Origin of the sequence: Microbacterium enclense (assembly GCF_004022425.1) — a bacterium.
Classification (GTDB): domain Bacteria; phylum Actinomycetota; class Actinomycetes; order Actinomycetales; family Microbacteriaceae; genus Microbacterium; species Microbacterium enclense_A.
Map to the genome: position 1 here is coordinate 24690 of NZ_RBZY01000002.1, position 19175 is coordinate 43864.

Sequence of the window (19175 nt, forward strand, 5' to 3'; positions counted from 1 at the left end):
CTTCGCATCAGCCGAGAACCGCGAGCCACACGGTCGCCGGAGCCTCCCACTGGGCGTACCGGTCGGGGTAGGCCGAGATCTGCACCGCCTGCGCGGCGTCCGCGTAGGCCATGCCTTCCCACCCCGGGATGTCGAGCAGGCCGCGCGTCGCGGAGCCGTTCGGGTCGGCCGCGCCGCCGTAGAAGACGCGCGTCGCACGATCGCGGTCGAGGATCTGCTCGCGCGTGCCCCAACCGCTGCTGGGGCGCTGCTGGAACAGCCCCAGCGAGTCGCGGTCGCCCCAGTCGAGGTTGCGCAGCCACGACTCCTGCATCGCGGTCCCGAGGGCGATGGCGATCCCGTGGTCCGAGACACCGAGGTCGCGGCCGATGCGGATGATGAGCCGCGCGTTCTCGGACTGCTCGGCGTCGAGTCCGGGCGCCGTCGCCGGAGCGGTGGATGCCACGGAGCCGGTCGCTCCGCCGTCGGACGGTGCCGGGACCCGCAGCGTCTCGCCGGGGTAGATGATCGAGGACCGCGTCAGGCCGTTCGCGGTCAGGACCGCGTCGATCGACACGCCGTGCGCCGCGGCGATGCCCGACACGGTATCGCCCGGACGCACGTGATGCTCGCGCGCGGACGGGGCGGACTCGGCGGCCGCGGGCGGAGCCGGCGGGGCGGCGGGCACCAGGGCGAGCACCTGGCCCGGACGGATGACCGCGGACGCGTCGAGCGCATTCGCGGCGAGGATCGCGGCGGTGTCGAGCCCGTGGGCACGGGCGATGGCCCACACGGTGTCGCCGGGCTGCACGGTGTACGACACCGCGGAGGTCGTCGCCGTGAGGGTGGGTCCGCCGAGCGTGCGCGGGGCCGGCGGCACCGCGGAGAGGGCGGGAGCCGGCGGCGCGGCGTGAGCGGCGTTCTGGCCGGAGAGGGCGAGCGCGATCGTGCCGGCCACGGCGGCGGGCCAGGCCAGGGCGCCGCGAGCGCGTGTGGTGTGGGGGGAGTATCCGTGCGGGCGCGCGGACAGGGGGGACAGTCGTCGCATGGTGGGGGATCCGTTCTTCCGACTGCCGGCCACGGTCGCACGCCCCGGGACGGATGTCAACGCGTGAGGCTCCTGTGACCGGTGGGACGCGTGATGTCGTCGTTCCCCCTCCCGACCGAGGGATGAGATAGTGGCAGGGTGACCGAGACGCCCCGCTTCGCAACCGACTGGCTGACCCTCCCCGACCTCGTCGATCTGCTCGGGGAGCCGCTCGGACGCGTCCGCCGCCTGCTGGACGATCACTACCTGATCGGGACGCGGCGCGACGGCGTGTTGCGGGTACCCGCCGCGTTCATCGTCGAGGGGCGGCCGCTCCCGTCGCTGCGCGGGACGATCATCGTGCTTCACGATGCCGGGTTCGACGCGGACGAGACGATCGACTGGCTGCTCACTCCGGAGGAGACCATCGGGGCGGCCCCGATCGAGGCCCTCCTCGCCGGACGCAAGAGCGAAGTGCGGCGAGTGGCGGCCGCGCTCGCCTGAACCCGGGCGGCCCGACCGGTCAGGACGTACGCTGCGTCGCGGCGCGCGCGAGCGCCCGGAGGTCCTCGACGGCCGCGCGACCGAGAGATACCCCGTTCAGCGCGCCGTCGGCTCGCCGCTCGTACTCGGCGATGAGTTCCTCGGTGCGCGCGAGCGCACCCGTGTCGACGATGGTCTGCTGCATCTCGCGGATGCGGCCGGCGTCCAGGCTCCGGTCCCCGAGCAGGGCATCGAGGTCGGCGCGGCGCGCGACGGGCAGTGCCTGACGCGCGTAGGCGACGAGGACGGTGCGCTTGCCCTCTCGGAGATCGTCTCCGGAGGGTTTGCCGGTCACGGCGCTGTCGCCGAAGACGCCGAGGACGTCGTCGCGCAGCTGGAACGCCATGCCGATGTCGTGCCCGAATCGACCGAGCGCCTCGAGCTGCGCCTCGTCGGCGCCGGCGAGAGCGGCCCCGATCTGAAGGGGCTTCTGGATGCTGTAGCGCGCCGACTTGTAGGAGGCCACGCGCAGCGCGCGGTCGGCGTGCGCGGCGTCATCGTGCGAGACGTACGCGGACTCCTCGGCGACATCGAGGAACTGTCCGATCGTGACGTCCCGGCGCATCTGCGCGTACTGCCGGCGGGCCGGTCCCGCGGTCGCCATCCCGTCGAGCGACTCCTCGAGCAGATCGTCGCTCCAGGCGACGAGCAGATCGCCCAGGAGGACGGCGGCGGAGCGTCCGAACGTCTCGGCGTCGCCGGCCCATCCGGCCTCGATGTGGCCGGCCTGCAGAGCCCGGTGGGCGGCCGGCTGTCCGCGCCGGGTGTCGGAGTTGTCGATGAGGTCGTCGTGCACGAGCGCGGCTGCCTGGAAGACCTCGAGGGCCGCAGCGACCCCGACTGCGGCGGACTCTCCCGCGGAGTCGTCGCCACCGGACAGCTCGGTCACCGCACGTCGTCCGCAGAGGAGGAATCGGGCGCGCAGGCGCTTGCCGCCGCGCAACGAGGCGGCGCCGGCGCGGGCCATTCTCTCCGCCTCGTCTCCCAGCGCGGAGGCGTACGATATCTGTTCAGACACGAACTTGTCGAGTCGCTGAGAAACAGCCTCGATCGGTTCCGGGGAGGTCGGCACGGGCCTAGCCTAGTGATCCACGCCCCGGGTAGAATCGACCGTACGAAGCAATAGAGGGGGACGCATGCCACTCTCCGAACAGGAGCAGCGTCTGCTGGACGAGATGGAACGCCATCTCATGAGCAACGACGCCGATGTCGTCACGGCGCCCAGTCGTGCGCTCAGCTACCGCAACATCGTGCTCGGCTCGATCCTCGTGCTCGCCGGGCTCGGTGCTCTCATCGTCGGCGTGTCGATCGGCTTCAATACCGGCTTCCTCGGCATCGCCGTGGGTGTCGTCGGCTTCCTCGTGATGGTCGCGGGCGTCGTCTTCGCCGTGACCCCGACCCGGAACTCGTCGCGGGTGCCGTCGGCGCGAGCGGCCGCGGGCACGCGCGCCCCCCGCGCCTCCGGCGGATCCTTCATGGACCGGATGAACGACCGCTGGGATCGTCGCAACGAAGGTCGCTGACCCCCTCCCCGAACCTCACTGAACACCGGCTCTTCGGAGCCGGTGTTTTTTTGTGCCCGGCGGGGTGAGCCCGTGGGCACGGGGAGAGGCGCGCGGCCCGGAATTCCTCCCTTTCCCTCCACTCGGGGGTGCCTGGGCATGGTCGTCCGCGCGTTTCCCGCGTGATCACGCGGGTGCTGTACCCCCGCCACCGGGCGGGTGACGACCATACACGGCGCACGATCGTCGGGAAAGCCCCATGTTTCGATAGCAAAGTGGAGGACGGTGGAGTAAAGTGGGGGAAACTTCGCAGGCCGGACGAAGGGGGTGGACGCCCGAATGCTGCTCGGCACGCACACTCCCAAGCTCGACGACAAAGGGCGCGTCATCCTGCCCGCGAAGTTCCGCGACGATCTCGGCGCCGGCGTGGTGATCACCCGGGGGCAGGACCGCTGCCTCTACGTGTTCAGCACGGAGGAGTTCGAGCGCGTGCACGAGCGGATCCGTGAGGCGCCGCTCAGCAACAAGCAGGCCCGCGACTTCCTGCGCATGTTCCTCTCGGGGGCGAGCGCCGAGAAGCCCGACGGCCAGAACCGCATCACCGTCCCCCCGGCGCTCCGCGCCTACGCGGGCCTGGATCGGGAGCTGGTCGTCACCGGTGTCGGCGCCCACGCCGAGATCTGGGACGCCACGGCCTGGAACACCTACGCCGAGAGCAACGAAGAGACCTACGCCGAGATGGAGCAGGAGGTGATCCCGGGACTGTTCTGATCGCCGGCTGTGATTCCCAGCCGCACGCCCTGACGCACTTCCCCGGCGCCAGGTCGAGCGGATGGGGATCAGAGCCCGCGACCTCGCCCCGTCATCATGGACATCCGCGACATCCACACCCCCGTGCTCCTCGAGCGTTGCGCCGCGCTGCTCGCTCCCGCCCTCCGCCGCGACGGCGCCGTCTTCGTCGATGCCACCCTCGGTATGGGAGGTCACTCCGAGGCCTTCCTCGAGCGTTTCCCGACGGCCCGGTTGATCGGCCTCGACCGCGACACCGACGCTCTGCGCATCGCGGGGGAGCGCCTGGCCCGGTTCGAGGGCCGGACGACGTTCGTCCACACGGTCTACGACGGGATCGTGGATGCCGTGTCGTCCGCCGGAGTCGACAAGGTCGATGGCATCCTGTTCGACCTCGGTGTCTCCTCCCTCCAACTCGACGAAGCCTCGCGCGGGTTCGCCTACGCGCAGGACGCGCCGCTGGACATGCGCATGGACCAGACGTCCGGCGTGACCGCCGCCGACATCCTCGCCACGTACGGCGAGGGCGACCTTCGCCGCATCTTCGAGCGCTACGGCGAGGAGAAGCTCGCCGGCCGCTACGCCCGCGCCATCATCGCGGCCCGTCAGCAGGCGCCACTGGAGCGCTCGGGCCAGCTCGTCGACGTGCTGCAGGCGGCCACGCCCGCCGCCGTCCTGCGCGAACGGCATCCCGCCAAGCGGGTGTTCCAGGCCCTGCGCATCGAGGTCAACGCCGAACTGTCGGTGCTCGAGCGTGCGATTCCCGCGGCGCTGAGCGTCCTGGGCGTCGGGGGACGCATCGTCGTGCTGTCGTACCAGTCGCTCGAGGACCGCCTGGTCAAGCGCGTGTTCGCCGAGGCCTCGGCATCCGCCGCCCCCCGTGGGCTGCCCGTCGAGCTTCCCGAGCACGCCCCGAAGTTCCGGCTGCTCGTTCGTGGAGCCGAGCTGGCGAGCGACGACGAACGCGCGGCCAACCCCCGCGCCACCCCCGTGCGGCTGCGCGCGGCCGAGAGGATCCAGGAGGACGCATGAGCGCTCCCCAGACCATCGACGCGGCGTTCCTGCCGGAGTTCCCCGTCCCGGTGCGCGAGCCCCGGCGCCTGCACGTCGTGGACGCGCCGGCGCGTCGACGCGCACCGCGCCGCGCGTTCGGCGTCATCGCGGTGCTCGGCGCCGTCCTGATCGCGCTCGTGCAGATGGGGCTGTCGATCCTCACGACGCAGAGCTCGTTCGAGATCGCCTCGCTCACCCAGCAGCAGCGCGACCTCACCTACCAGAAGCAGATCCTCTACGACGAGGTCGCCGGGCTCAATTCGCCGCAGTACCTCGCCGCCAACGCCGCTGCCCTCGGCATGGTGATCGATGAGACGCCGACCTACCTCCGGCTGAGCGACGGGGCGGTCATCGGTGCGGGCCAGCCCGCCGAGGGGACGTCGTCGGTGGATGCCATGGGCCGAGGATCGGTGCGCAACGCCCTCATCTCGGGTGTGCCGCTCGTGACCGACCCGCAGAAAGCCGCCGGTCCCGCGGTCGCGACCGACGCCGCTGCCGCCGACGCCGCGCCGACCGACGGGACCGCTCCGACGACGGGTTCCGCAACACCCCCGCCGATCAGCGACGGTCTGCCGACCCCCGCGACACGATAAGCCCATGACGACGACTCTTTCGCGCTCTCCCCGGCGACGCACGGTGGTGGTGCTGTCCATCGTGCTCATCGTGCTCGTCGCCTTCGTCGTGCGTCTGATCGACATTCAGGTCGTGAACGCGCGGGAGCACGTGGACGATTCGCTCGCGATGGGGCTGCAGAACTCCCGCGTCGAATACGCCTCGCGCGGCTCGATCGTCGACGAGCACGGGGTGACACTCGCCTCGAGCGTGCACCGCTACGACGTGCAGGCCGACCCGATGCTGGCGGCGCAGGGCCTGACCGCCCGGAACGCGGACGGCACGACGACCACGACGCGGACGTGGACCGACATCGCGGCGCAGATCGCCGGCATCCTCGGGCAGGATCCCGCCGCCGTGGAGAAGGTCGTGACGGATGCCGTCGCGGCCGACCCGGGGTCGCGCTACGCGATCATCGCGAAGAACGTCTCGACCGAGCAGTACCGCGCGCTCGCGGAGTTGGGCCTGCCCTTCCTGGTGTTCCCGCCCCAGGCGGGTCGGGTCTACCCCGACGGCGCGGTCGGGGGCAATCTGCTCGGATTCGTCGGCAGCGACGGGCAGCCTCTCGCCGGGCTCGAACTCACCGACGACGACTGTCTCTCGTCGCAGAACGGCAAGGTCGTGTTCCAGCAGGGCCGCGATGGCGTCGTGCTCCCCGGGACCGAGGTGCAGACCGAGCCGGCCGTCGACGGCGGGACGCTGAAGCTCACGATCGACCGCGACCTCCAGTGGTACATGGGTCAGCTGATCGCCGAGCAGGTGCAGAACACCGGATCCCTCCGTGGAGCGATCACCGTCGTCGAGGCGAAGACGGGCAAGGTCCGCGCCGTCGCCGAGTACCCGACCGTCGACCCCAACGACCCCACCGCGACACCCGTCGACGAGCGCGGCAGCTGGACGTTCACCGACCCCAACGAGCCGGGATCGACGTTCAAGGCGATCACGGCGGCGATCGGACTGGACAGCGGCGCGTTCAGGGCCGACACCACCGTCAGCGCGGCCTCCAGCGAGACGCTCCGCGGAGGCGCACGGGTCACGGACGCCTTCGCGCACGGAACGAACCAGTACACGCTCACCGGCGTCCTCATCGACTCCTCGAACGTGGGCATCTCGAAGTTCGCCGACATGATCCCCGCGCAGACGCGCTACGACTACCTGAGGAAGTTCGGGATCGGCAGCAGCACGGCGATCGGGTTCCAGGGTGAGTCCGAGGGCATCCTCCACCCCGTCGCCGACTGGGGCGACCAGACGTTCTACAACACCGCGTTCGGTCAGGGCCTCGCGGTGACGGTTCCGCAGCTGGTCGGTGCATACCAGACCATCGCCAACGGGGGAGTGCGGATGCCGCTCTCGCTCGTCGAGAGCTGCACGGCCGCCGACGGCACCGTGACCGACGTCGCGCCGACCGACGGGCAGCGCGTGATCTCGGCCGAGTCGGCCGCAACGGTCACGCGGATGCTCGAGAACGTCGCGACGCAGGGCACGCTCGCCACCCAGGTCGCCGTACCGGGGTACCGCGTCGCCATCAAGACCGGAACCGGTGAGAAGACCGACCGCAACACCGGGGCCTACAAGCCCGACGCGTACTTCACGACGATGATCGGCTTCGCCCCCGCCGACGACCCGCAGTACATCGTCTCGGTCAACCTCGACGAACCGCGGACGGTAAAGTCGTCTGCGGCCACGGCTCCCGCCTTCCAGAAGGCACTCACCCAGGTGCTGAAGAACTACCGGGTGATTCCGTCCGGAACCACGACCCCCGAACTGCCCAAGTTCGGCTGACTACCGGATGCCGGTCTCCTCCCGACACGGAAAGGGCGTCCGTACACAGCAATGATCTCCTCCAGCCTCTCCCACATCGCATCCGTGCTCGGCGGCCGTCTCGTCCTGCGCGGCACCGACACCCCCGAGACCCGCATCGACGGTCTCGTCGACACCGATTCGCGGCTCATCGAGCCGGGGGGTGTCTTCGTCGCCAAGCCCGGCGAGACCACCGACGGCCACCTCTTCGTCCCGGCCGCCATCGAGCGCGGCGCCGTGCTCGCCCTCGTCGAGCGTGAACTGGACGAGCCGATCAGCCAGATCGTCGTCGGCGACGTCGTGACGGCGCTGGCCGACCTGGCGCGCGACGTCGTCGCGCGCGTGCGCGCCGCCGGCGACCTGCGGATCGTCGGCATCACCGGGTCCAACGGCAAGACGACGACGAAGAACCTTCTCGCGCGCATCCTCCAGGACGACGGACCCACCGTCGCCCCTCGCGCGTCGTTCAACAACGAGGTCGGCGCCCCGTTGACGATGCTGCGGGTGAGCAAGGACACGCGGTTCCTCGTCAGCGAGTTCGGCGCCAGCGCGCCCGGCGCGATCGCGCAGCTCGCCGGCCTCGTCACCCCCGACATCGGGGTCGTTCTCATGGTGGGCATGGCTCACGCCGGCGGCTTCGGCGGCATCGAGTCCACCTTCCACGCCAAGAGCGAACTGGTGCGCGCGACCCGGGAGGGCGGCCTCGCCGTCCTGAACGTCGACGATCCGCGGGTGGCCGCGATGGAGCCGATCGCCCGCGAGCGCGGGCAGGACGTGCGCTGGTTCGGCCGCGGCGAGCGCGCCGCGGTGCGCGCCGTCGACGTCGAGGTCTCGGCATCCAGCACGCGTGCGCAGCTCGTCGTCGACGGCGAGGAGCACACCCTCGAGCTGCGCGTGCTCGGCGAGCACCACGTGATGAACGCCCTCGCCGCGATCGCGGCGGCCACGGCGCTGGGGGTGTCGGCGGCGGATGCCATCGCGCGCCTGTCGACCGTCGAGCTCGCCGAGCGGTGGCGCATGCAGCCGCTCGGCTCCGAGCGCGTGCGCATCATCAACGACGCGTACAACGCCAGCCCCGACTCCATGGCCGCGGCCCTGCGCACGCTCGCGCAGATCACGGGACCCCACGAGCGGACCGTCGCGGTGCTCGGGGCGATGAGCGAGCTCGGCGAGTACGCCGACGACGAGCACGACCGCGTCGGGCTGCTGGCTGTGCGCTTGCGCATCCAGCGGATCGTCGTCATCGGTCAGGAGGCCCGCCGCATGTACCTCGAGGCCATCGCGCAGGGCTCGTGGGACGGGGAGGCCGTCTTCTTCCCGGATGCCGATGCCGCCTACGACTACCTTCGGGGCGAGCTGCGCGACGGCGACCGCGTTCTCGTGAAGTCGTCCAACTCCGCCGGGCTGCGGTTCCTCGGCGACCGTCTGGGAGAATCGTTCGCGTGAGATCACTTCTGACGTCGGCGGGGATCTCTCTGGCCTTCACGCTGTTCCTCACTCCGGTGTTCCTGCGGGCATTTCGGAAGTGGGGCTGGGGGCAGGTCATCCGCACGCCCGAGAACGTGCACAACCCCTCTCACGGGGCGAAGCGCGGCACGCCCACCATGGGCGGCACGATCTTCATCCTCGGCACGATCGTCGGGTATCTCATCGGCGCCTACGCCGGGAACAACCCGCCGACGCTGTCGGGCCTGCTGGTGCTCTGGCTCATGCTGGGCTTCGGTGTCGTCGGGTTCATCGATGACTACATGAAGGTCCGCTTCCAGAACAGCCTCGGTTTGTCCGGATGGCGGAAGATCGCGGGTCAGGTGCTCGTGACGGTTCCGTTCGCGATCGTCGGGCTGAACTTCCCGAACGCCTTCGGGCAGACGCCTGCCTCGGAGTACATCTCTATATTCCGCGACATTCAGGTGCTGTCGCTGTTCGCGCTGGGGCCGGTCCTCGGGTGGTTGCTCTACCTGGCCTGGATCTCGCTCATCGGTACCGCGACGTCGAATTCGGTCAACGTCGCCGACGGGCTCGACGGTCTCGCCGCCGGCTCGGGCGTCTTCGTCGTGGGGGCGTACAGCCTCATGGCGTTCTGGCAGAACAAGCAGATGTGCGCCGACGTGCTCGATCCGTCGGTCCAAGCCGGGTGCTACGCCGTTCGCGATCCCTTCGACCTCGCGATCGTGGGGGCCGCGTTCGTCGGCGCCCTCGTCGGCTTCCTCTGGTGGAACGCGCCCAAGGCCCGGGTCTTCATGGGTGACTGCGGCTCGATGGCGATCGGCGGCGTCATCGCGGCCATGGCCATCCTCACCCGCACCGAACTGCTCCTCATCCTCATCGCCGGCGTCTACGTGATCGCCTCCGGCTCCGTGATCCTGCAGCGCGCATACTTCAAGATCACGCGCGGGAAGCGGCTGTTCCTCATGAGCCCGCTTCACCACCACCTCGAGATGCGCGGGTGGCCCGAGGTCACGATCGTCGTGCGCATGTGGATCATCGCGGGGCTGCTCGCCGTCTCGGGCGTCGGCTTCTTCTACGTCGAGTGGCTGGCTCTCGTATGAGCGCGGAGCGGGTGGCATCCCTCCACAGCTGGTACGCCGAGTGGAGGGGACTCAAGGTCGCCGTGCTCGGGCTCTCCGTCACGGGTTTCTCCGCCGCCGACACGCTCGCCGAGCTCGGCGCCCACGTGCTGGTGGTCACCGAGAAGGCCGACCCCGAGTACGCGCGTCTGCTGCCGGTGATCGGGGCCGATCTGCACGTCGGGCCGCTGAATGCCGTGCCTCCCGTGCTCGCGGACTTCGCGCCCGACGTCGTCATCGCCTCGCCGGGCTTCCCCCCGACGCACCCGCTCATCGCGTGGGCGCTGGCCGAGGGGATCCCGCTCTGGGGCGACGTCGAGCTGGCCTGGCGCGTCCGAGACAAGGTCGTCCGGCCCGACGGGCGCCCGGCCGACTGGATCCTCATCACCGGAACCAATGGCAAGACGACCACGACGCGCCTCACCGCCGAGATGCTCGTCGCCGGCGGGCTGCGCGCGGTCCCCGTGGGCAATATCGGCACGCCCGTGCTCGATGCGATCCGTGATCCCGAGGGCTTCGACGCGCTCGTCGTCGAGCTGTCGAGTCACCAGCTGTGGTACCTGAATCTCCAGACCGGCGATCAGGCGCTCTCGCCCCACGCCGCCGTGTGCCTCAACCTCGCCGACGATCACCTCGAATGGCACGGGAGCTTCGCGGCCTACCGGGACGCGAAGGCCGGCGTCTACGCCCGGACCCGGGCGGCGTGCGTGTACAACAAGGCGGATGCCGCCACCCGCGAAATGGTGGAGGAAGCCGAGGTCGTCGAGGGAGCCCGCGCGATCGGCTTCGACCTCGGCGTCCCGGGTCCGAGCGACCTCGGCGTCGTCGACGGCATCCTCGTGGACCGCGCGTTCCTCGAGGAGCGCGCGACCTCCGCTCTGGAACTCACGACCGTCGCCGATCTCGCAGCCCAGGGACTGGCCGCCCCGCACGTCGTGTCGAACGTGCTCGCCGCCGCCGCGCTCGCGCGCTCGCTGGGCGTGGCACCGGCGGACATCCACGACGCCCTCGAGCGCTTCCGTCTCGACCCGCACCGGATCCAGGTCGTCGCCGCGCACCGGGGGGTGACGTGGGTCGACGATTCCAAGGCCACCAATCCGCACGCCGCGGGGTCGTCCCTCGCCGCCTACCCGGGAGCGGTGTGGGTCGTAGGGGGCCTGCTGAAGGGCGTCGATCTCGCCGACCTCGTGCGCGTGCGCGGCGCGGCGACCCGGGCCGCGATCATCATCGGAACCGAACGGGCCGAGATCGTCGCCGCGTTCGAGCGACACGCCCCCGCGGTTCCTCTCTTCGAGGTCGACCACACCCAGACTGAAGACGTCATGGCACGGGTCGTCGAACTGGCGGCCGGCGTCGCTCGGGACGGAGACACCGTGCTCCTCGCGCCCGCGGCGGCGTCGTTCGATCAGTTCGCGTCGTACTCCGACCGCGGCGAACGTTTCGCCGAGGCGGTGCGGGCGTGGGTCGCCGGCCAGGACGAAGGATCGGCCCGACCGTAGGACGAGGGGAACACCGCGTGACCACCACCGCACCCCCGCCCCGCCAGGTGCCCGACGGCGAGCCGTCCCGCTCCGGACTGGCCGCCCGCGTGTCGCTCGGGCGCGCCTTCCAGCCCGTTCCGAGCGAGTTCCTGCTCATCGCCTCGGCGGCCCTGCTGCTGACAGGCTTCGGTCTGGTGATGGTGCTGTCGGCGACGTCGGCCCTCGACGGCGGACAGAACCCGTTCGAGCACGTGCTCAAGCAGGCGATCTTCGCGGTCGTCGGCATCCCGTTGATGTTCGTCCTCAGCCGTGCGCCGATGCAGTTCTGGAAGGGCATCGCCTGGCCCGCGCTCGTCTTCGCGACGATGTTCCAGCTGCTCGTGTACGTTCCCGGCCTCGGCGTCGAGTCGTACGGAAACCGCAACTGGGTGCAGCTCGCCGGGTTCCAGTTCCAGCCGGCGGAGTTCCTCAAGCTCGCCCTCGCGCTGTGGATGGCGACGGTGCTGTACCGCAAGCGTCGCCTGCTGACCTCGTGGAAGCACGTGTTCATCCCCGTCGTCCCCGTCGCGGTGCTCGTCATCGGCACCGTGCTCGGCGGTCGCGACCTGGGCACGGTGATGATCCTCGTCCTCGTCGTGCTGGGCGCGCTGTTCTTCGCCGGGATCAAGATGCGCATGTTCATCGTGCCCGCGGTGCTGTCGCTCGTCGTCGTGCTCGTCTCGGCGTTCGGCAGCGAGAACCGCATGGCCCGCATCGCGAGTCTCTTCGACCCCGATGACGCGTCGTGCTACTACACGACGTGCTACCAGTCGCTGCACGGGGTGTGGGGCCTGGCGAGTGGTGGCATCCTGGGTCTCGGTCTCGGCAACTCGAAAGAGAAGTACGACTGGCTGCCCGCCGCCGCCAACGACTACATCTTCGCGATCATCGGGGAGGAGCTGGGACTCATCGGATGCCTCGTCGTCCTGGTCCTGTTCGCGCTGTTCGCCGTCGGCGCCTTCCACGTCATCCGCCGCACCGACGACGCGTTCGTGCGTATCGTCGCCGGTGCGATCACGCTGTGGATCGTGGGCCAGGCGCTGGTCAACATCGGTGTCGTGCTGCGCATCTTCCCGGTCCTGGGCGTTCCTCTGCCGTTCATGTCGCAGGGCGGAACATCGTTGCTGTCGGTCCTCATCGCGTGCGGCGTGCTGCTGTCGTGCGCGCGGACGCTGCCCGACCGGCACGCGGTGGCCGCCGCTCCCGCACGCACCGCCACGCGTCGCCGCCGCTGAGCTGCGCCAGGGCCCGGGCGTGGCATCCGGTGTCCGTCGACCTGGTTAGGGTCGAGGAGTGACGACGACGCTTCTGGCCGGCGGCGGGACCGCCGGACACGTGAACCCTCTGCTCGCGGTGGCCGACGGACTCCGTGCCCGCACCGCCGACGACGAGGTGCTCGTGCTCGGCACGCGCGAGGGGCTCGAGGCGCGGCTCGTCCCGCTGCGCGGGTACGAGCTGCTTTTCGTCGACAAGGTGCCGTTCCCGCGACGGCCCGACCGGGCGGCGCTGGCGTTTCCGTCGCGGTTCCGTCGGGCGGTGGCCCAGGTGCGCCGGATCATCCGCGAGCGCGGTGTGGACGCGGTCATCGGTTTCGGCGGGTACGCCTCGGCTCCCGCCTACGTCGCGGCGCGGTGGGAGCGGGTGCCGTTCGTCGTGCACGAGGCCAACGCGCGGCCGGGGCTCGCGAACGTGCTCGGCGCCCGCGCCGCCGCCGGGGTGGGCGTGGCGTTCGAGGGCACGCCGCTGCCTGGCGCGCGCGTCGTCGGCATGCCGCTGCGTCGCGAGATCGTCGACCTCGATCCCGCGGCTCGGCGCGCCGAGGCGGCCGCGCACTTCGGACTGGATGCCGACACCCCCACGCTCCTCGTCTTCGGGGGGTCGCTCGGGGCGCAGCGCCTCAACGAGGCGTTCGCGGGCGCCTGGCGCGACGTGCGCGACGCCGGCTGGCAGCTGCTGCACGTCACGGGGGAGAAGTCCGACCTCGTCGACCCCGGGGTCCCCGGCTACGCACTGGTGCGGTACGTCGACCGCATGGACCTCGCCTTCGCCCTGGCCGACTTCATCGTGTCGCGTTCGGGTGCGGCGACCGTGAGCGAGATCAGCGCCCTCGGCATCCCCGCGGTGTACGTGCCTTACGCGGTCGGAAACGGTGAGCAGAGCCTCAACGCGGCCTCCGCGGTGCGCGCGGGTGCCGCGCGTCTCATCGCCGACGCGGAGTTCACCGCCGATCGCGTGCGCGCCGAGATCGTCCCGCTGCTGCGCGACGCCGAGGCCCGCGAGGCGATGCACGCCGCCGCCGGGCGAACCGGAACGCGCAGCGGCACCGAGAACGTCATCGCCCTGCTCGACGCGGCGCTCGCCCGCTGAGCATCGGGCGCTCCGCGCCGCCGGTTCGCCGCGGCGCCGGCGGGCGGACGGGCGCGCCGAGACCGGGCCGTCCCCCGCGCGACGTAGGATCGCAAGGTCATGATCAGACCCGACCTGAGCCTCCCCATCCCCGACTCCATCACCTCCGCGCACTTCATCGGCGTGGGCGGTTCGGGGATGTCCGGACTCGCGCGCATGTTCCTCGACCGTGGCATCCGGGTCTCCGGTTCCGACCGCGCGGACAGCGCGGCGCTGCGTGACCTTGCCGCCCGTGGCGCGACGGTCCACGTCGGCCACGACGCCGCCCACCTCGGCGACGCCGACACGGTCGTGCACACCGGGGCCATCTGGCCCGAGAACCCGGAGTTCGTGACGGCGAAGCAGCGCGGGTTGCACGTGATCCACCGTTCGCAGGCTCTGCACTGGCTCATCGGCGGCCGCCGCCTGGTCTCCGTCGCGGGGGCCCACGGCAAGACCACCTCGACCGGCATGATCGTGACGGCGTTGCGGGCGCTCGACGCCGACCCGACGTTCGTCAACGGCGGCGTCATCGCCGACCTCGGCGCGTCCAGCGGCACGGGCTCGGACGAACTCTTCGTCATCGAGGCCGACGAGTCCGACGGCACCTTCCTGCTGTACGACACGTCCGTGGCGCTCATCACGAACGTCGACCCCGACCACCTCGACCACTACGGCTCGCGCGAGGCCTTCGACGCGGCGTTCGCGCGGTTCGCCGACGCCGCTCGCGAGGCCGTGGTCGTCTCGGCCGACGACCCCGGTGCCCGCGCCGTCACGGCGCGCCTGACGCATGCGAACGTCGTGACGTTCGGAGAGGATGCCACGGCCGACGTGCGGCTCACCGACATCCGCACCGACGGTCCCGTGGCGTTCACCCTGACCGCGGGCGACGAGAGCGTCGAGGTGCGACTCACGGTTCCCGGCGCGCACAACGCGGTCAACGCGGCCGGTGCCGTCGCCGTGCTCCGCGTGCTCGGGTACGGTCTCGCCGAGGCCGCACGGGCTGTCGAAGGCTTCGGCGGTACAGTCCGCCGCTTCGAGCTGCACGGCGTCGAGCGGGGCGTCAGCGTCTACGACGACTACGCCCACCACCCGACCGAGGTGGCCGCGGCGCTCTCGGCCGCGCGCACGGTCGTCGGCGACGGGCGGATCATCGCGATCCAGCAGCCGCACACGTATTCGCGTACGCAGGAGATGTACCGCGAGTTCGCCGAGGTGCTCGAGTCGCTCGCCGACCACACCGTGATGCTCGACGTCTACGGCGCGCGGGAAGACCCGGTGCCGGGCGTCACCGGCGAACTCGTGAGCAACGCGTTCACCGACCCCGCGCGCGTGCACTACGTCCCCGACTGGCAGAGCGCGGCGGACTACACCGCGGGCATCGCCCGCCCCGGTGACTACGTCATCACCCTCGGCTGCGGCAACGTGTACCAGATCATCCCGCAGGTGCTCGAGGCGCTCTCCCGCACCGAGGCCGCGGCGGTCTGAACCGTGCGCCGGCCCTCGCCCCTGCCCCCGAGCCCCGGGTCGCCGTCGGGTGCACCGCAGGACGTCGACGCGCCGGCCGCCCGGGCTCGTCCCGCGCGCGAGCCGGAGGCCGAGGTCGTCCCCTTCCCGCTCCCGTCGCCCGGTGAGGGCGGAGAGCCGTCGCCCGGGGCCCGTGACACGGGCCTGCGCGACGTGTGGCGCGCGTCGCGGGCGCGACGGCGCGCCCTGCGTGCCGAGGTCCGGCGCTTCACCGTGCGTCAGCGTCGCCGTCGCCGTGTGTGGATCGGCGTCGGCATCGCGTTCATCGTCATGGTCCTGGGGACCGCGGGTGCTGCCTACAGCCCCCTGTTCGCCGTCGAACGCATCGACGTCGTGGGGACGTCGCAGTTGGATGCCGCAGCGGTCGCCGACGCGCTCAGCGGCCAGGTCGGGACGCCCCTCGCATTGGTGGACGACAGCGCCGTGAAGGCGACGCTGGTGCGTTTCCCGCTCGTGGAGTCCTACACGCTCGAGGCGCGCCCGCCGCATGATCTCGTCGTGCGCATCGTCGAGCGCACCCCGGTCGGCGTGATCGAGACCCCGGCCGGATACACGCTCCTGGACGCCGCGGGGGTCGTGCTGTCCACCACCCCGACCGCGCCGGCCGGCCAGGCGGTCATCGAGGTGGCGGGAGGGACGGATGCCGAGCCCTTCCGCGCGGCCGGACGCGTCATGCGTGCGCTGCCGGATGGCATCCGCTCGCAGGTGACGGGCGTGTCGGCGTCGACGCCCGACGACGTGACGCTCACCCTGGGTGCCACCGACACGCGCGTGGTGTGGGGGAGCGCCGACCGCTCGGCGGAGAAGGCGCGTGTGCTCGACCTGCTCATGCAGAAGAGCCCGCCCGATCGCACGCGTGAATACGACGTCACCTCTCCCGAGGCCGGCGTCGTCCGCTGATCCGCGGCGCGATAATCCGACACGCCGCGTGTCGGGCGGGTCGGGCCCGATCGTCGGCCTACCTTCGAGCTAAGGAATTGCATACCGGGCAATTCTTTAACCCTCAACATGAGGTTTAGAGTTTCAGGTTCGGGGATAACGGAGGCCGGCATGAGCCAGAACCAGAACTACCTCGCCGTCATCAAGGTCGTCGGTGTGGGCGGGGGCGGCGTCAACGCCGTCAACCGCATGATCGAGCTGGGCTTGCGCGGCGTGGAGTTCATCGCGATCAACACCGATGCGCAGGCGCTGCTGATGAGCGACGCCGACGTCAAGCTCGACGTCGGACGTGAACTCACCCGCGGCCTCGGTGCCGGTGCGGATCCCGAGGTCGGCCGTCGCGCCGCCGAGGACCACGCCGAGGAGATCGAGGAGGCCCTCCGCGGCGCCGACATGGTCTTCGTCACCGCGGGCGAGGGTGGCGGAACGGGCACCGGTGGTGCACCCGTGGTCGCCAAGATCGCCAAGTCGATCGGCGCCCTGACGATCGGCGTGGTCACGAAGCCCTTCTCGTTCGAGGGTCGTCGCCGTCAGAGCCAGGCCGAGGCCGGTGTCGGGCGCCTGAAGGACGAGGTCGACACCCTCATCGTGGTGCCGAACGACCGCCTGCTCGAGATCAGCGACCGCGGCATCTCGATGATCGAGGCCTTCGCCACGGCCGACCAGGTGCTCCTGGCCGGTGTGCAGGGCATCACCGACCTCATCACGACTCCGGGCCTCATCAACCTCGACTTCGCGGACGTCAAGTCGGTCATGCAGGGGGCGGGTTCGGCGCTCATGGGCATCGGCTCGGCCCGCGGCGCCGATCGCGCGATCAAGGCCGCCGAACTCGCCGTCGAGTCGCCGCTGCTCGAGGCCTCCATCGAGGGAGCGCACGGCGTTCTGCTCTCGATCCAGGGCGGGTCAAACCTGGGCATCTTCGAGATCAACGACGCAGCTCAGCTGGTGAAGGAGGCCGCGCACCCCGAGGCCAACATCATCTTCGGAACGGTCATCGACGACACCCTCGGCGACGAAGTGCGCGTGACGGTCATCGCGGCCGGCTTCGACGGTGGGGAGCCGTCGTTGCGCATCGACCCGGTCGGCGCTCAGCGTCCCGTGTCCGCGCCGGCGGTCCCGGCGATCCCCGCCGACGACGTCGCGCGCGACCTCGACGCCGCGGAGGAGCAGAAGGCGCACACCACCGAGCGCGCGCCCGAACCGGCCCCGGTCGCCGCCCGCGTCCCCGACACGTCTTACGACACCGGCTTCGCCGACGACGACCTGGACGTGCCCGACTTCCTCAAGTGAACACGAGCGTCTGACGCAGCGGGTCCGGTGTCCACCGGGCCCGCTGCGTCGTCGAAGGAGTACCGCATGGACACCGCCCTCACCGACCGCCTCGCCGCCGTCGACGCGCGCATCGTGGAGGCCGCCCGCGACGCCGGTCGCGATGCGTCCGAGATCGCGCGCATCGTCGTGACCAAGTTCCACCCCGCATCTGTGATCGCCGATCTGTACGCGCTCGGGGTGCGCGATGTCGGTGAGAACCGTCAGCAGGAGCTCTCGGCGAAGCACCGCGAGCTGCACGGACTCGATGGTCTGCGGTGGCACTTCATCGGGCAGGCGCAGACGAACAAGGCGCGCGCCGTGCGGGCGGCATCCGATGTCGTCCATTCGGTCGATCGAATCCGCATCGCGGACGCCCTGGATGCCGCGGCCGACGGCCCCGCGCTCGATATCCTGCTGCAGATCAACCTCACGGACGACGCCGGTCGCGGCGGCGTTGCGCCCCGCGAGGTCGAGGCGTTGGCCGCCCATGTGCACTCCCTCGCGACGCTCCGCGTCCGGGGTGTCATGGCGGTGGCTCCGCTGGATGAGGAACCGGGTCGCGCCTTCGCGCGCCTGCGCGCGTGCGCCGACGACGTGCGTCGTGTCGTACCCGACGCGACCTGGATCTCGGCCGGTATGACCGGCGACTTCCCCGAGGCGATCGCGATGGGCGCGACACACCTGCGGATCGGCTCCGCAATCACGGGTCCGCGCCCCGCGCGCGACTAGCCTCGACGTAGACGAGCGAACGGAGGATGCGATGTCGAACCCGCTCAAGAAGACGATGGTGTACCTGGGCCTCGCCGACGAGGAGGAGACCTATGAGGAGACCGCCCCGCAGCCGGTCGCGCGCAAGCAGTCCGCGCAGCCCGCTCCGGTCGAGAAGGCCGCTCCGGTGACGCCGCTGCACCGGCCCGCCGTGGTGCGTCAGCCCGCCGCGGGCCCGGTGAGCGAGATCCTCACCGTGCACCCCAAGCAGTACCGCGACGCGCAGACGATCGCCGAGAACTTCCGTGAGGGGATCCCGGTCATCATCAACCTGTCGCAGATGAGCGACGCCGACGCGCGCCGCCTGATCGACTTCGCGAGCGGCCTGTCGCTCGGTCTCTACGGACGTATCGAGCGGGTCACGAGCAAGGTCTTCCTGCTCTCGCCCGAGAACATCGCCGTCTCCGGCGATGGCGCGATCGCGCAGGCCGACCCCGAGGCCGCGCCCTTCGCGTCCCAGTAAGCGATCGTGGCGGTCCTGAGCCTGGTCGGCTCCATCCTCAGCGCGCTCCTGTTCATCTACATCGTCCTGCTGCTCGCGCGGCTGGTGCTTGAGTACATTCCCATGTTCAACCGCGAATGGCGCCCCCGTGGCGCGATGCTCGTGGTGGCCGAGATCGTGTACACCGTCACCGATCCGCCGATCCGGCTCCTCCGGCGGGTGATTCCGCCGTTGCGCATCGGCGGGATCGCGATCGATTTCGCGTTCGCGATCACGATGTTCGCTTGCTTCCTGCTGCTCAGCGTCACCCGGTCGCTCGCGGCCCTGTGACCCGGCCCCGCCGCCGCCCTTCGACACCGGAGAAGGGCGGCGGCTATGCTGTTCCGAAGCGGTGTGCCCCGGTGCGACACC

19 protein-coding genes are annotated in these 19175 nt (G+C 70.8%); 17 read left to right on the plus strand and 2 right to left on the minus strand.

Going from position 1 to position 19175, the window contains the following annotated elements; translation table 11 throughout:
• Positions 1 to 7 precede the first annotated feature (7 nt).
• A complete protein-coding gene (locus D8Y23_RS00655) occupies positions 8 to 1027 on the minus strand; it encodes a LysM peptidoglycan-binding domain-containing protein (RefSeq protein ID WP_128216250.1) in 1020 nt (339 codons plus the stop codon).
• 138 nt (positions 1028 to 1165) lie between these two features.
• On the opposite strand from D8Y23_RS00655, the gene D8Y23_RS00660 reads away from it, so the two are divergent.
• Positions 1166 to 1510 (plus strand): Rv2175c family DNA-binding protein, encoded by a 345-nt coding sequence (locus D8Y23_RS00660; RefSeq protein WP_128216251.1) that lies wholly within the window; start codon positions 1166 to 1168, stop codon positions 1508 to 1510.
• Positions 1511 to 1529: 19 nt separating this feature from the next.
• Here the strand turns inward: D8Y23_RS00660 and D8Y23_RS00665 are convergent, their stop codons facing one another.
• Positions 1530 to 2621 carry a polyprenyl synthetase family protein gene (locus D8Y23_RS00665; RefSeq protein ID WP_128216252.1) on the minus strand — a complete coding sequence of 364 codons (1092 nt, stop codon included), beginning with the start codon at positions 2619 to 2621 and terminating at the stop codon, positions 1530 to 1532.
• 64 nt (positions 2622 to 2685) lie between these two features.
• Here D8Y23_RS00665 and D8Y23_RS00670 point away from each other — a divergent pair, with 64 nt between their 5' ends.
• The 16 genes from D8Y23_RS00670 (at position 2686) to D8Y23_RS00745 (ending at position 19094) form a co-directional block, all read left to right on the plus strand.
• A complete protein-coding gene (locus tag D8Y23_RS00670; protein WP_128216253.1) occupies positions 2686 to 3072 on the plus strand; it encodes a DUF3040 domain-containing protein in 387 nt (128 codons plus the stop codon).
• A gap of 318 nt (positions 3073 to 3390) precedes the next feature.
• Entirely contained in the window at positions 3391 to 3822 is a 432-nt protein-coding gene (gene mraZ / locus D8Y23_RS00675; protein ID WP_128216332.1) for a division/cell wall cluster transcriptional repressor MraZ, read from the plus strand.
• 96 nt (positions 3823 to 3918) lie between these two features.
• Positions 3919 to 4872 carry a 16S rRNA (cytosine(1402)-N(4))-methyltransferase RsmH gene (rsmH, locus tag D8Y23_RS00680; RefSeq protein ID WP_128216254.1) on the plus strand — a complete coding sequence of 318 codons (954 nt, stop codon included), beginning with the start codon at positions 3919 to 3921 and terminating at the stop codon, positions 4870 to 4872.
• A complete protein-coding gene (locus D8Y23_RS00685; RefSeq protein ID WP_128216255.1) occupies positions 4869 to 5486 on the plus strand; it encodes a hypothetical protein in 618 nt (205 codons plus the stop codon). The genes rsmH and D8Y23_RS00685 overlap by 4 nt, the downstream gene beginning before the upstream one ends.
• Positions 5487 to 5490: 4 nt before the next feature.
• Entirely contained in the window at positions 5491 to 7287 is a 1797-nt protein-coding gene (locus tag D8Y23_RS00690; protein ID WP_128216256.1) for a peptidoglycan D,D-transpeptidase FtsI family protein, read from the plus strand.
• 51 nt (positions 7288 to 7338) lie between these two features.
• Positions 7339 to 8751, plus strand: coding sequence for a UDP-N-acetylmuramoyl-tripeptide--D-alanyl-D-alanine ligase (locus D8Y23_RS00695; RefSeq protein ID WP_128216257.1), 1413 nt, complete (start codon positions 7339 to 7341; stop codon positions 8749 to 8751).
• A complete protein-coding gene (gene mraY, locus D8Y23_RS00700; protein WP_128216258.1) occupies positions 8748 to 9854 on the plus strand; it encodes a phospho-N-acetylmuramoyl-pentapeptide-transferase in 1107 nt (368 codons plus the stop codon). Before D8Y23_RS00695 ends, mraY begins: the two co-directional genes overlap by 4 nt.
• A complete protein-coding gene (gene murD / locus D8Y23_RS00705) occupies positions 9851 to 11371 on the plus strand; it encodes a UDP-N-acetylmuramoyl-L-alanine--D-glutamate ligase (RefSeq protein WP_128216259.1) in 1521 nt (506 codons plus the stop codon). The genes mraY and murD overlap by 4 nt, the downstream gene beginning before the upstream one ends.
• A gap of 17 nt (positions 11372 to 11388) precedes the next feature.
• On the plus strand, positions 11389 to 12627 hold the full coding sequence (gene ftsW, locus D8Y23_RS00710) for a putative lipid II flippase FtsW (protein ID WP_128216260.1): 1239 nt from the start codon (positions 11389 to 11391) through the stop codon (positions 12625 to 12627).
• 58 nt (positions 12628 to 12685) lie between these two features.
• Positions 12686 to 13759 (plus strand): UDP-N-acetylglucosamine--N-acetylmuramyl-(pentapeptide) pyrophosphoryl-undecaprenol N-acetylglucosamine transferase, encoded by a 1074-nt coding sequence (locus D8Y23_RS00715; RefSeq protein ID WP_128216261.1) that lies wholly within the window; start codon positions 12686 to 12688, stop codon positions 13757 to 13759.
• 99 nt (positions 13760 to 13858) lie between these two features.
• A complete protein-coding gene (gene murC, locus D8Y23_RS00720; RefSeq protein ID WP_128216262.1) occupies positions 13859 to 15265 on the plus strand; it encodes a UDP-N-acetylmuramate--L-alanine ligase in 1407 nt (468 codons plus the stop codon).
• Positions 15266 to 15268: 3 nt separating this feature from the next.
• A complete protein-coding gene (locus D8Y23_RS00725) occupies positions 15269 to 16204 on the plus strand; it encodes an FtsQ-type POTRA domain-containing protein (RefSeq protein WP_128216263.1) in 936 nt (311 codons plus the stop codon).
• Between the two features lie 150 nt (positions 16205 to 16354).
• Positions 16355 to 17533, plus strand: a complete 1179-nt coding sequence (gene ftsZ / locus D8Y23_RS00730) for a cell division protein FtsZ (protein ID WP_128216264.1) — start codon at positions 16355 to 16357, stop codon at positions 17531 to 17533.
• Positions 17534 to 17599: 66 nt separating this feature from the next.
• Positions 17600 to 18283, plus strand: a complete 684-nt coding sequence (locus D8Y23_RS00735) for a YggS family pyridoxal phosphate-dependent enzyme (protein ID WP_128216265.1) — start codon at positions 17600 to 17602, stop codon at positions 18281 to 18283.
• 31 nt (positions 18284 to 18314) lie between these two features.
• Positions 18315 to 18785, plus strand: coding sequence for a cell division protein SepF (locus D8Y23_RS00740; RefSeq protein WP_128216266.1), 471 nt, complete (start codon positions 18315 to 18317; stop codon positions 18783 to 18785).
• 6 nt (positions 18786 to 18791) lie between these two features.
• Positions 18792 to 19094 (plus strand): YggT family protein, encoded by a 303-nt coding sequence (locus tag D8Y23_RS00745; protein ID WP_022877736.1) that lies wholly within the window; start codon positions 18792 to 18794, stop codon positions 19092 to 19094.
• Positions 19095 to 19175: the final 81 nt, after the last annotated feature.